The following is a 12,593-nucleotide window of genomic DNA, read 5'->3' on the forward strand; positions in this document are numbered from 1 at the left end:
AAACGGTCATGAAGATCACGAAGCTGACGACGTTCCAGGTTCCGCCACGGTGGCTGTTCCTCAAGATTGAAACCGACGAGGGGATTTCCGGCTGGGGCGAACCGGTCGTGGAAGGCCGCGCCGACACGGTCGCCGCCGCCGTTGCGGAACTGGCGGATTATCTGATCGGCAAGGATCCGTTCCGGATCGAGGACCACTGGACGGTCATGTATCGCGGCGGCTTCTATCGCGGCGGCGCGGTGCACATGAGCGCCATCGCCGGCATCGACCAGGCCCTGTGGGACATCAAGGGACGGGCGTTCAACGTCCCGGTCCATGAATTGCTGGGCGGCCGCTGCCGCGACCGGATCCGCGTCTATTCCTGGATCGGGGGCGACCGGCCGGCCGATACCGCGCGGGCGGTGCGCGCGGTGGTCGATCGCGGCTTCACGGCGATCAAGATGAACGCCACCGAGGAACTGCAATATGTCGACAGCCACGCCAAGATCGACGACGTGATCGCCCGCGTCGCCGCGATCCGCGAGGAAGCCGGCCCGTACCTGGGCATCGGCGTGGATTTCCACGGCCGGGTGCACAAGCCGATGGCCAAGGTCCTGGCCAAGGAACTGGAGCCGTTCGACCTGATGTTCATCGAGGAACCGGTCCTGAGCGAACATCTGGAAGATCTGCCCGAAATCACCAAGCATACCTCCATCCCCATCGCCCTGGGCGAACGCCTGTTTTCGCGATGGGATTTCAAGCGGGTGCTGGAACAGGGCTGCGTGGACATCATCCAGCCCGACCCGTCGCACTCCGGCGGCATCACCGAAACCCGCAAGATCGCCGCGATGGCCGAGGCCTATGACGTCGCGGTGGCGTTGCATTGCCCGCTGGGGCCGATCGCACTGGCGGCGAACCTGCAACTCGACGCGCTCTGCTACAACGCCTTCATCCAGGAGCAGAGCCTGGGGATTCACTACAACAAGACCAACGACCTGCTGGACTATATCGTGGACCCCGACGTCTTCGCCTATCGCGACGGGCATGTGGACATTCCCTCCGGCCCCGGCCTGGGCATCGAGATCAACGAGGACTATGTCCGTGCCCGCGCCGCCGAGGGGCATCGCTGGCGCAATCCGGTCTGGCGGCATCGTGACGGGTCGTTCGCGGAATGGTGACGCATCCGTCCGGGGATGGGGCGATGTTCGCCCGCTATCCCAGCCTGTCGGGGCGATCCGTGCTGGTCACGGGGGGCGCCACCGGCATCGGTGCGGCGCTGGTGCGCGCCTTTGCCGGACAGGGCGCGCATGTCGCCGTGCTCGACCTTGATGTCGCGGCGGGAAGCGCGCTGGCCGAGGATCTGCGCGACGAAGGCGGGCGAATATTGTTCGTGCCGTGCGACGTGACCGACATCCGCGCCCTGCGGGGGGGCGTCGATCTGGCGCGCACGGCGCATGGACCGGTCGAGATCCTTCTGAACAACGCCGCAAACGACATGCGCCACACGTTGGATGATGTCGATCCGGCGATGTGGGACCGGCTGTCCGCCGTCAATATCCGCGCCCAGTTCTTCGCCGCCCAGGCGGTGGCGAGGGACATGCGGGCACTGGGGCGGGGGAGCATCATCTGCCTTGGTTCCATCGGGTGGATGCTGAAGAACAGCGGCTATCCGGTCTATGCCACGGCAAAGGCGGCGGTGCAGGGGCTGGTGTGCGCGCTGGCGCGGGAACTCGGCCCGCACGCGATCCGGGTCAATGCGCTGGTGCCGGGCTGGGTGATGACCGAACGGCAGAAAAAACTGTGGCTGACGCCGGAAGGCGAGCGCGAGATCGAGCGCGGGCAGTGCCTGCCCGGCCGGGTGGAGCCCGAGGACATCGCCCGCATGGCCCTGTTCCTGGCAGCCGACGACAGCCGCATGTGCAGCGGCCAGAGTTTCATCGTAGACGGCGGATGGGTGTAGGCCGCATCGCCGATCCGAACTCCGGCTGGTCCGGGTCGTTATAATTGACCCAAGGCAGGCATGACGGGAAACGTGACATGGGCGGGTACGGACATGCCGCGACAATGGAGGCCGGATGGATGGGCAAGCCGGTGACGGGCCGCGCCCGGCTGGTCGCCGGGCTGGCGGCCGTGGCCGGATTGATGTTCGGACTGGATATCGGCGTGATATCGGGCGCACTGAGCCTGATCGCGCAGGAGTTCGAGGCTACCCAGATTCAACAGGAATGGATCGTGGCGTCGATGATGCTGGGCGCCGCGGCCGGTGTCCTGGTCGCGGCGCGGCTGTCCTTCGTCTGGGGACGGAAGCGGACGCTGGTGATCGGGGCGGCGCTGTTCGTCGCGGGGGCGGTGTTCTGCGCGCTGTCCGGTTCGGTCGGCACGCTGATCGCGGCGCGGATCGTCATGGGGCTGGCGATCGGCATTTCGACGTTCACCGCGCCGTTGTACATTTCCGAAATCGCCGATGCGCGGCACCGTGGGGCCATGGTGTCGATCTATCAGCTGATGATTACCATCGGCATCCTGCTGGCCTTCGTCTCGGACGCCCTGTTCTCCTATTTCGATGCCTGGCGCTGGATGCTGGGCATCGTCGCGTTCCCCGGCGTGGTCTACCTGATGGGGGCGGCCTTCCTGCCGGCCAGCCCGCGGTGGCTGATGATGATGGGACGTCGCGACGCGGCCCGGCGGGCCTTGCTGGAACTGCGCGGCCAGGCGGGCGGGGTGGCGCGGGAACTGGCCGAGATCGACGCCCAGTTGCGTGGCCAGACCCGGGGATGGGCCCTGTTTCGCGGCAACCCGAATTTTCGCCGGTCGGTCCTGCTGGGGATCATGCTGCAATGCATCCAGCAATTCACCGGCATGAACGTGGTGATATACTACGCGCCGCGCATCTTCGGGCTGGCCGGGTTCGCCGAACATGCCCGCCTGTGGGGCACCGCGTCGGTCGGCGTGGTGAACATGCTGGCGACGTTCCTGGCCATCGGACTGGTCGATCGCTGGGGCCGGCGGCCGATGCTGGTCTGTGGCCTGCTGGTCATGAGTGCCGGCATGGCGTTGCTGGGGGTCATGATCCGCATGGGGCCTGATGCGGGGGTGCAGCAGGCGATGGCGGTGGGCGTGCTGCTGTGCTTCGTGGCGGGCTTCGCCTTTTCGGCCGGCCCGCTGGTCTGGGTGCTGTGTTCCGAGATCCAGCCGTTGCAGGGCCGGGATTTCGGCCTGGCCTGTTCCACCACCACGAACTGGATTGCCAACATGATCGTGGGCGCGACGTTCCTGACCCTGCTGGACCGGCTGGGGCAGGGGCAGACCTTCTGGCTCTATGCCGGGCTGAACGCGCTGTTCGTCGTCCTGGTGCTGCTGTTCGTGCCCGAGACCAAGGGCCTGAGCCTGGAGCGGATCGAACATGAGCTGATGGCGGGCCGGCGCCTGCGCGACATCGGGCGGGAGGGTGTTCCGGGGGGCGTCGGACCCGCCTGACAGACATGAAAAACCCGGCCACGAGGGCCGGGTTTCCGATCGTCCGGATTGCCTCAGGCGGCCTTGAGCTGCGCCTCGGCGAACTCGTAGTTCGCCAGCTTGTCCAGATAGTTGGTGGTGTAGTCCGGGCGGCGGTTGCGGAAATCCAGATAGTAGGAATGTTCCCACACATCCAGGCCCAGCAGCACCGTGCCCTGGCCTTCGGCCAGCGGGTTCGAGCCGTTGGCGGTCTTGGTGACCTTCAGCTTGCCGTCCGACGCCAGGACCAGCCACGCCCAGCCCGAGCCGAACTGCGTCGTCGCGGCGGTCTTGAAGGCGGTCTTGAAGTCGTCGACGCTGCCGAAATCCTGGGCCAGCTTCGCGGCCAGGGCGTCGGGGATCACGCCGCCGGTGGGCGACAGGTTCTGCCAGAACAGGATGTGGTTCCAATGCTGGCCCGCGTTGTTGAACACCGGGGCCGCCGCCGCGTCGCCCTTCACGGCCAGGATGATCTCCTCGAGCGACTTGCCCTGCAGCTCGGGCTTGGATTCGACGAAGCCGTTCAGCGCCGTGACATAGGCCTGGTGATGCTTGCCGTGGTGCAGCTCCAGCGTCTCCTGGCACATGCCGCGCGCGGCCAGCGCGTTGGTCTGGTACGGAAGGGTGGGCAATTCGAAAGCCATGAACGTTCTCCTTGGAATTGCAGAGGCGGAAACCGCCGCCTGTCCAGAGCTATGGGGGCAGGGGAAATGCGTCAAGTGACGGACGCATGACCGCGTTCTTGTGCGTTCGTCCCGCACGCGGCATGTCGATGCGATGACCAGCTTCACGACCCGCGAAACCGATCAGCAGACGGGTACGTCCGGCCTGTCCGTCTGCGGGGACATCGCCCGGCGGTCCGATCCGGATCGGTTCTTCTGTTCCCTGTTCCTGCCGGCCGCCCTGCGCGAAGACGCGTTCACCCTGATCGCGTTCAATCACGAATCCGTTCGGGCGCTGACGGGCACCCAGTCGCGGTCGGTCGCCGGGCCGCTGGCCGGGATGATCCGCCTGCAATGGTGGCGCGAAATCGTCGAGGGCGCCCCCCATCCGCACGCGGTCGCCGACCCCCTGCGCGCGCTGGTCGCACAGGGCCGGGTGGAGCGGCGGACCCTGCTGGGCATTCTCGACGCGCGCGAGGCGGAACTGGACGGGCTGGCCGACCGCAACGCCTGGCGGGAAGCGATGCGATGCGGCGCGGGCGGCGTGCAGCGTGCGATCGCCGAGGCCGCCGGCGTGCGGGACGAGGACGCCCTGCGCGCCGTCGCGTCGCGGGGCGCGGCCTTCGGCATGGGCGGGCTGCTGCGTCATCTGGACGCGGTGTTGCGCGGCGGCCGGTGCCCGTTGCCCGAAGACGCGCTGAACGAGTCCGGCCTGTCGCGCGACGCGGTGCAGAATGGCGTCGATCCGGCGCGCCTGGGGCCGCTGCGGGCCCTGGTGCGGCAGGAGGGGCTGGCCCTGCTGCATGCGGGCCGGACCGCCAGCCTGCCCCGCGCGGCGCGTGGCGCGGCCCTGCCGGGGGTGCTGGCGCGGCGCGACCTGGCCCGTGACGCAGGGGCGGAGGGCGATGCGGCGCGCGGGCTGGGGGACCGGCTGGCGGTCCTGTGGGCGGCCCTGACGGGGCGGGTCTGAAGGCCGGTCAGGGGGTGTTGGCGACGGTGCTTTCCAGGACGGCGAACAGCGACGAATAATCATCGTCCGGATGCAGCCGGCGCGTCAGCGACAGAAGCTGCGTGGTGGCTGCCATGGTCGGCAGGGCCGCTTCCGTCCGGGCGGCGTCGGTCATCAGCAGCCGCATGTCCTTCTGCATCAGGCGGGTCGGGAATTGCGGGCTGAAATCGCCGACATGCGCGGCCTTGAGCTTGCGCTTGTGGTGCGGCGAGATGACGGCCACCGAATCCAGGGCATTGAACAGCAGGTCGCGGTCCAGCCCGGCGGCCAGACCGTAGGTCACGCCCTCGGCCACGGCGGCCAGCCCCGCGCCCATGATGCCGTTGACGATCAGCTTCAGCTTCGACCCGCTGCCGGACGGGCCGGCATGCAGTGTCGCCTTGCCGATGACGTCGAAGATCGGCTGCGCGCGGGCCACGTCGGCGGCCCCGCCCCCGACCAGCACGACCAGCGTGCCGGCTTCGGCCTCCGGCGTGCTGCCCGAGACCGGGGCGTCCAGGGCGATGATGCCGCGCGCCTGGGCCGCCGCCGCCAGGTGCAGCGAAGCCTCGGGCGAGACCGAACTGGTGTTAATCAGCAGCGCGCCCGGCTTCATGCCGGCCAGCGCGCCGTCATCGCCATACATCGACGCGGCCAGGGCCTCGTCGTCGGGCACGCAGGCGATCACGGTGCCGGAGTCCGCCGCCAGGGCGCGCGGGGTCGGCAGGAAGCGCACGCTGCCGTCTCCGCCCTTGCCGGACGGGGTATAGGCCGCAATCTGATAACCGGCGGCGACCAGATTGTGGCCCATCCGGCTGGCCATGGCGCCGAAACCGACGAAGCCGAGGGGGGATAAATCGCTCATGATGCCGATCCTTCCTGTCTTCGGTATATCAGCGCACAGTGCAGGAGCGGGGGGACGATGTCACCCCGGAGGCCGTGGCGGACGGCATGCAAGGGGGACCGGTTCATGAGTATCTTTCGCTATCCCCATCCCCCCGCGTCGGAGATCACGCCCCGGTCGCTCTGGCTGTCGCGGCGCGACCTGCTGGCCACCGGCCTGGCCGGGGCGATCGTGCCGCCCGGCCTCCTGCGGCCGGCCCCGGCGCGGGCGGCGCCGCTGACGGCCCGGTCCGGCGGACAATCCACCGAGGGCCTGACGCCGACCCCGTTCCAGGACGTCACCCACTACAATAATTTCTACGAATTCGGGCTGGAGAAGACCGATCCGGCCGAGCGGTCGGGCGGTTTCCACCCACGTCCCTGGACCGTGCGGGTCGATGGGCTGGTCGCGCATCCCCGTACCTACGACATCGACGCGCTGCTGGCCCGGCCGTTGCAGGAACGGCTGTATCGCATGCGCTGCGTCGAGGCCTGGTCGATGGTCATCCCGTGGATCGGCTTCCCGCTGGCCGAGCTGCTGAAGGAGGTCGAGCCCCTGGGCAGCGCGAAATACGTGGCGTTCGAATCGGTCGTCCGCCCGTCCGAAATGCCGGGCCAGTCGGGTGTGCTGCCGGTGCTGGACTGGCCGTACGTGGAAGGGCTGCGGCTGGACGAGGCCCTGCACCCGCTGACGATCCTGGCGGTGGGCCTGTATGGCCAGACGCTGCCGAACCAGAACGGCGCGCCGATCCGGCTGGTGGTGCCGTGGAAATACGGCTTCAAGGGCGCCAAATCCGTGGTTCGCATCCGCCTGACGGACAGCCGGCCGCCGACCTCGTGGAATCTGCGCGCCCCGGACGAGTACGGCTTCTACGCCAACGTCAATCCCGAGGTCGATCATCCGCGCTGGAGCCAGGCGACCGAGCGCCCGATCGGCGTGCGCGGCGGCTTCTTCGGCGCGGCGCGCAAGCCGACCCTGCCGTTCAACGGCTACGGCGAGCAGGTGGCGGCCCTGTACGCCGGCATGAACCTGCGTCGCGATTTCTGAAGATGGCGGCGCGGCTGTCGGCCGGGAGGGTCCGGACCCTGCTGTACGCCGTGGGGCTGGTCCCGGCGGCGGCGACCTTCGCGATGGGGGTGGCGAACCGGCTGGGCGCGGACCCGGTCAATGTCTTCGAGCGCACGCTGGGCCTGTGGGCCATCCGTTTCCTGATCCTGTCCTTGTGCGTGACGCCGCTGCGCGAACTGGCCGGGATCAACCTGCTGCGCTACCGGCGGGCGCTGGGCCTGCTGGCGTTCTGGTATGCGCTGTTCCACGTCACGGCCTATGTCGGCCTGGACCAGGGGTTCGACGGCGCGGTTCTGCTGGCCGACATCACGCGGCGGCCGTTCGTCATCCTGGGGATGGTGGCGTTCCTGATCGTGTCGGTGCTGGCCGCCACGTCGAACGCATGGTCCATCCGGCGTCTGGGCCGGCGCTGGGGGGCCGTGCATCGCATGGTCTATCTGGCCGGGCTGTGCGCGGCGGTGCATTTCATCCTGTCCTTCAAGGTGCTGCGGGTCGAACCGCTGCTTTATGCCGTCGTCATGGCGGTGCTGCTGCTCTATCGCCTGCTGCCCGGGGCGGTCCGGCGCCGGCGCCTCGCACAAAGATGATGCCAGGGGCCATCGGGGGAACGTGGCATGAGGGTGCGGTCCGTTTCGCATTTGCAGCCCGGTTGTCCCGATGCCGTCATCGCCCGCCTTCGACGAATTGTTTGCCGTCCTCGCCGACGGGCCGCCCATAGCGGCCGCCGTCATTCATCCCTGCAGCATCCCCGCGCTGGAGGCCGCCGTGGGCCTCCGGCAGAAGGGGATCGTCCAGCCCGTCCTGGTCGGCCCGTCGGCCACCATCCGCGACATCGCGCGGTCGGCGTCGATCGACCTGTCCGGCTGCCGCCTGGTCGAGGCCGGGGACGAGCGGATGGCCGCATCGCGCGGCGTGGCCCTGGCGCGAGAGGGGGCGGTCGGAATCCTGATGAAGGGATCGCTTCATTCCAGTGTCTTCCTGCGCGAGATCGGACATCATGAATCGGGCCTGCGGACCGACCGGCGCATGAGTCACGTCTTCGTTCTGGACGTGCCGGCCTGGCCCCGCCTGCTGCTGCTGACGGACGGGGCGGTGAACATCGCCCCGGACCTGCCGGCGCGGCGGGACATCGTGCAGAACGCGATCGACTTCGCCCATGTGATCGGCATTGCCCGGCCCCGGGTCGCCATCCTGTCGGCGATCGAAACGGTCAATCCCGACCTGCCGTCCACGCTGGATGCCGCCCTTCTGGCGAAAATGGCGGAACGGGGCCAGATCTCGGGCGGGGTGGTGGACGGGCCCCTGGCGCTGGACAATGCGCTGAGCATCGAGGCCGCGCGCTGCAAGGGCGTGCAGTCGCCGGTCGCGGGCCACGCCGACATCCTGGTCGTCCCGGACCTGGAGGCTGGAAACATGCTGGCCAAGCAGATGATTTTCATGGGCGGGGCCTCGGCCGCCGGCATCGTGCTGGGCGCGCGGGTGCCCGTCGTCCTGACCAGCCGCGCCGATTCGGTGCGTACACGGATCCTGTCCGGCATGCTGGCGGCGGTCATGTCGCGGGCCGGCGGGGCGCCCGCTGCCTTCTAGCGGGTGGGTGACGGCGCAGTCCGTCCAGGCGATGCGAAAACCGTTTGCCTGCCATGCGTGCCCCGAATGTTTTCGGGTGCCTCGGATCTGAAAGGTTATTTAAAGAAAGTGAAGATTCTAAAAGAAAGAGATTGAAACGCGAGGGTGTTTTCAAACATATCCGCGAACGGCTTCCGCCAACCCTGCGATGGCGCGGGAACCGTTGCCCTCGCGGAGAGATGATGCGCCGGAATGCGGGGCTGAATGGCATGAGGATAGGGCGTTCCGGCGAACCAGGCAGGGCTGGGAAGGGTATGGCTGTACTGTTCCGTTTTCAGGAAAAGCGGTTGACCCGCATCAATTTTGTCCCGCCAGATCGGGACTATGCCCGGACTGTTTCCTGCCGCTGGACCATATCGGACAGGAAAGCCATCCCGTCGGGGACCGAAGCCGCCGCCGGACGTCCGGCAGGCCTGATTGCAGTGACAGGCGCAAGCATGCCGATGTCATTCCGGAGAAGATCATGACCGCGAAGACCACCCGAACCGATTCTGCCTATGACGTCGTCCTGATCGGTGGCGGGGTAATGAGCGCGACGCTGGGTGCGCTGCTGAAACTGCTGCAGCCGGACTGGTCGATCGGCCTGTTCGGGCGCCTGGATGACGTGGCGCTTGAGAGTTCCAACGCCTGGAACAATGCCGGCACCGGACATGCGGCCCTGTGCGAACTGAACTACACCCCCGAACGCGCCGACGGGACGATTGATATTTCCAAGGCGGTCGGCGTCAACGAGGCGTTTCAGGTCTCGCGCCAGTTCTGGTCCTATCTGGTCGAATCGGGGATAATCACGTCGCCGCGTGAGTTCATCAATCCCATTCCGCACATGAGCTTCGTCTGGGGCGCCGAGAATGGCGACTACCTTCGTCGCCGCCATGAGGCGCTGAAGGACCATCCGCTGTTCGCGGGCATGCGCTTTTCGACCGATCCGGCGCAGTTGAAACAGTGGATGCCGCTGGTGATGGAGGGCCGGACGGCCGGCACCCCGCTGGCCGCCACATGGATCGCGTCGGGCACCGACGTCAATTTCGGCGCATTGACGCATCTGCTGGTTCATTTCCTGACGCAGCAGCCCGCATTCGACCTCAAGCTGGGGCATGAGGTCGAGGATCTGACCCGCGATGCGTCCGGCGGCTGGCGGGTGGCGGTCCGCGACCTTGCGGCCGGTACCAGGCTGTCGGTCGGCGCGCGGTTCGTCTTTATCGGCGCGGGCGGCGGGGCGCTGCCGCTGCTGCAGAAAACCGGCATTCCCGAATCCAAGGGCATCGGTGGGTTTCCGGTCAGCGGCCAGTTCCTGCGCTGCAAGAATCCCGAGGTCGCCGCGCATCACCACGCCAAGGTCTACGGCAAGGCGTCGGTCGGCGCGCCGCCGATGTCGGTGCCGCATCTGGATACGCGCGTCATCGACGGCAAGCCCGGCCTGCTGTTCGGGCCCTATGCCGGATTCTCGACCAAGTTCCTCAAGCAGGGGTCGCTGTGGGACCTGCCGTGTTCGATCCACATGGACAATATCGGCGCCATGCTGGCCGTGGCGCGCGACAACATGGCCCTGACCAGATATCTGATCCAGCAGGTCATGCAGTCGAACCAGGCCCGCCTGGCGGCGCTGCGCGATTTCGTGCCGACCGCACGGGCCGAGGATTGGGAACTGATCGTCGCCGGCCAGCGCGTGCAGGTGATAAAGAAGGACGCGCAGAAGGGCGGCGTGCTGCAATTCGGGACCGAGGTCATTACCGGTGCGAACGGTTCGGTCGCCGCCCTGCTGGGCGCGTCCCCCGGGGCGTCTACCGCCGTGCCGATCATGCTGACGGTCATCCGCAAATGTTTCGCCGGCGAATTGCCGAGGTGGGAGTCCAAGCTGAAGGAAATGATTCCCTCGTTCGGCGGGACGCTGGCCGATCGGCCGGAACTCTGCGCCCATGTCCACGACTGGACGACGCGGGCGCTGCAACTGGAAGGCTGAACGCCACCGGACGTCGGGTCGCCTGGCGCGCGGCCCGTCAAGCGACTCGACGTGGCCGTCCGCGACCGGCCGGCGGCCCGCGGAAGCCGCGATATCAGTCGCTGTGGTCGAGTTCGCTCATCTGGTCGGCCGGGTGGCGGACGGGCGTCTGATGCTGGCGGATCGTTCTGGCTTCGGCCTGCCGGCGGGTGAATTGAGGGGCGATGTCGGCCAGGTCGATGAACTGGTCGGCCTGGCGGCGCAGGTCGTCGCCGATCAGGGGCGGCGTGGTGCGGACCGACGAAATGACCGATGCGCGCACCCCCTGCCGCTGGACCGATTCGAGGAGACGCCGGAAATCCGCGTCGCCACTGAACAGCACGGCATGGTCGATTTTGGAGGCCATCTCCATCATGTCCACCGCGAGTTCGATGTCCATGCTGCCCTTGACGCGCCTGCGGCCGTTCTGGTCGACGAATTCACGCGCCGTCTTGGTCACCAGGAAATAGCCGTTATAGACCAGCCAGTCGGTCAGGGGCTTGAGGGGGGAGTATTCCTCGCTCTCAAGGATCGCCGAATAGTAATAGGCACGGATCACATGACATTTGGAGCGGAAGAACGCGAGAAGATTTCGATAATCGACATCGAACCCCAGATGGCGCGACGCTGAATACAGGCTGGCACCGTCGATAAAGAGGCATACGCGTTCGTTGGGTTGAAAAAACATGCGACCTGATCCCTGAAACGTCCTGAAGCCCGCATCCGGATGCGGGGAAAGTCTGTTACGCGCCCGTTTCGCCTCTCTGGTCCGACGATAGAGGCGTCGGCGTGAAATTGGTATGGTAGAAGTTGCCACATCCGTGGTTTTGGACTGGAAAAAATCGAAAAAACAGGGACAAGCCGTTCGTCGCCACGATCATGGCGGCTGTTCGTGGTGTGCTGAACCACACAATAGCTGGGTGAAGAATGATCCTGATTGCGATAGGGGCCAACCTGCCGGGGCCGGACGGCGAGGGGCCGTTGGCCACCTGCCGGTGGGCCGTGGAGCAGATCGCCGCGATACCGGGCATAGCCGTCCAGGCGGTGTCCAACTGGTACGAAAGCGCGCCTGTCCCCCCGTCCGGGCAGCCCCCCTACGTCAACGGCGTCGTCCGGGCGAGTGGTGCGATCGCGCCCGAAACCCTGCTGGGGGCGTTGCAGCGGATCGAGGCACGGGCCGGCCGGGTGCGGACGGTGGCCAACGCGGCCCGCCCTCTGGACCTGGATATCGTGGCGATGGGGGCCTGCGTGCGGGCGGCGCCGGACCCGATCCTGCCGCACCCCCGGGCGGAGGCGCGCGCCTTCGTGCTGCTGCCGTTGCGCGACGTGGCGCCGGGGTGGCGCGACCCGCGTTCGGGCCGGTCGGTCGATGACCTGGTGGCGGGCCTGCCCGACCAGGCGATCCGTCGCCTCGCGCCGCCCTGATCTTCGCCGCGACTGGCGCGAAGCTTGCTTTTTCGGGGCGCGGTGGATAAGAATGGTTTTTTACCTGACACTTTATACCGGAGGCTGGCCTCATGGCTCGCGTTACCGTCGAAGACTGCGTTGAACGGATTCCCAACCGATTCGAGCTGGTTCTGCTCGCGGCGCAGCGCGCACGTAACCTGTCGCGGGGCGAGGAACTGACGGTCGATCGCGACAACGACAAGAACCCTGTCGTCGCCCTGCGCGAGATCGCGGACCAGACCATCGGGCTGGAACAGATCCGCGGTGACCTCATCCGCTCGCTGGCCCGCGCGCCCGAGCCGGAGCCGGCGGATGAGGAGGTCATGGACCTGATCCCGACCGAGCAGAACATCTTCGGTCTCCAGGATGTCTCGCCCGAGGAGGAGGCCGGCCACGGCGCCGGCATGTCCGCCGAGGAGCTGGAGGCTGCGATCGAGGCCGAACTGGGCGGCCGCGCACGGCGGTAAG

At 67.4% G+C, this 12,593-nt stretch carries 13 protein-coding genes; 10 read left to right on the forward strand and 3 right to left on the reverse strand.

Annotation, left to right across the window (positions count from 1 at the left end; all coding sequences use genetic code 11):
* Positions 1-8: 8 nt before the first annotated feature.
* From dgoD to HLH21_RS00760, 3 genes are all read left to right on the forward strand, one after another.
* Positions 9-1,157: a galactonate dehydratase gene (dgoD, locus tag HLH21_RS00750; RefSeq protein WP_182940313.1), complete on the forward strand. Its 1,149-nt coding sequence runs from the start codon at positions 9-11 to the stop codon at positions 1,155-1,157.
* Positions 1,158-1,180: 23 nt separating this feature from the next.
* A complete protein-coding gene (locus HLH21_RS00755) occupies positions 1,181-1,939 on the forward strand; it encodes an SDR family NAD(P)-dependent oxidoreductase (RefSeq protein WP_220789605.1) in 759 nt (252 codons plus the stop codon).
* A 77-nt stretch (positions 1,940-2,016) separates the two neighbouring features.
* The gene (locus HLH21_RS00760) at positions 2,017-3,456 is read left to right on the forward strand and encodes a sugar porter family MFS transporter (protein WP_182940315.1); all 1,440 of its coding nucleotides are present in this window, start codon (positions 2,017-2,019) and stop codon (positions 3,454-3,456) included.
* A gap of 53 nt (positions 3,457-3,509) precedes the next feature.
* Here HLH21_RS00760 and HLH21_RS00765 read toward each other — a convergent pair whose 3' ends face one another.
* Positions 3,510-4,118: a superoxide dismutase gene (locus HLH21_RS00765; RefSeq protein ID WP_182940316.1), complete on the reverse strand. Its 609-nt coding sequence runs from the start codon at positions 4,116-4,118 to the stop codon at positions 3,510-3,512.
* A 100-nt stretch (positions 4,119-4,218) separates the two neighbouring features.
* Between HLH21_RS00765 and HLH21_RS00770 the strand changes: the two genes are divergently transcribed.
* Positions 4,219-5,106 (forward strand): phytoene/squalene synthase family protein, encoded by an 888-nt coding sequence (locus HLH21_RS00770; protein WP_264811794.1) that lies wholly within the window; start codon positions 4,219-4,221, stop codon positions 5,104-5,106.
* A 7-nt stretch (positions 5,107-5,113) separates the two neighbouring features.
* Here the strand turns inward: HLH21_RS00770 and HLH21_RS00775 are convergent, their stop codons facing one another.
* Positions 5,114-5,989 carry an NAD(P)-dependent oxidoreductase gene (locus HLH21_RS00775; RefSeq protein ID WP_182940317.1) on the reverse strand — a complete coding sequence of 292 codons (876 nt, stop codon included), beginning with the start codon at positions 5,987-5,989 and terminating at the stop codon, positions 5,114-5,116.
* 105 nt (positions 5,990-6,094) lie between these two features.
* Between HLH21_RS00775 and msrP the strand changes: the two genes are divergently transcribed.
* The 4 genes from msrP (at position 6,095) to HLH21_RS00795 (ending at position 10,661) form a co-directional block, all read left to right on the forward strand.
* A complete protein-coding gene (gene msrP, locus HLH21_RS00780; protein ID WP_182940318.1) occupies positions 6,095-7,054 on the forward strand; it encodes a protein-methionine-sulfoxide reductase catalytic subunit MsrP in 960 nt (319 codons plus the stop codon).
* Between the two features lie 2 nt (positions 7,055-7,056).
* Positions 7,057-7,662, forward strand: coding sequence for a protein-methionine-sulfoxide reductase heme-binding subunit MsrQ (msrQ, locus tag HLH21_RS00785; RefSeq protein ID WP_182940319.1), 606 nt, complete (start codon positions 7,057-7,059; stop codon positions 7,660-7,662).
* Positions 7,663-7,732: 70 nt separating this feature from the next.
* A complete protein-coding gene (locus tag HLH21_RS00790) occupies positions 7,733-8,662 on the forward strand; it encodes a bifunctional enoyl-CoA hydratase/phosphate acetyltransferase (protein ID WP_182940320.1) in 930 nt (309 codons plus the stop codon).
* A gap of 502 nt (positions 8,663-9,164) precedes the next feature.
* On the forward strand, positions 9,165-10,661 hold the full coding sequence (locus tag HLH21_RS00795; protein ID WP_182940321.1) for a malate:quinone oxidoreductase: 1,497 nt from the start codon (positions 9,165-9,167) through the stop codon (positions 10,659-10,661).
* Positions 10,662-10,755: 94 nt separating this feature from the next.
* Here HLH21_RS00795 and HLH21_RS00800 read toward each other — a convergent pair whose 3' ends face one another.
* Positions 10,756-11,367 (reverse strand): LabA-like NYN domain-containing protein, encoded by a 612-nt coding sequence (locus HLH21_RS00800; RefSeq protein ID WP_182940322.1) that lies wholly within the window; start codon positions 11,365-11,367, stop codon positions 10,756-10,758.
* Positions 11,368-11,606: 239 nt separating this feature from the next.
* Here HLH21_RS00800 and folK point away from each other — a divergent pair, with 239 nt between their 5' ends.
* Both folK and rpoZ read left to right on the forward strand, forming a co-directional pair.
* On the forward strand, positions 11,607-12,104 hold the full coding sequence (gene folK / locus HLH21_RS00805) for a 2-amino-4-hydroxy-6-hydroxymethyldihydropteridine diphosphokinase (protein WP_182940323.1): 498 nt from the start codon (positions 11,607-11,609) through the stop codon (positions 12,102-12,104).
* Between the two features lie 92 nt (positions 12,105-12,196).
* Positions 12,197-12,592, forward strand: a complete 396-nt coding sequence (gene rpoZ / locus HLH21_RS00810) for a DNA-directed RNA polymerase subunit omega (protein WP_182940324.1) — start codon at positions 12,197-12,199, stop codon at positions 12,590-12,592.
* Position 12,593 lies beyond the last annotated feature (1 nt).

The sequence above is a fragment of the Gluconacetobacter johannae genome (assembly GCF_014174305.1).
Lineage (GTDB): Bacteria > Pseudomonadota > Alphaproteobacteria > Acetobacterales > Acetobacteraceae > Gluconacetobacter > Gluconacetobacter johannae.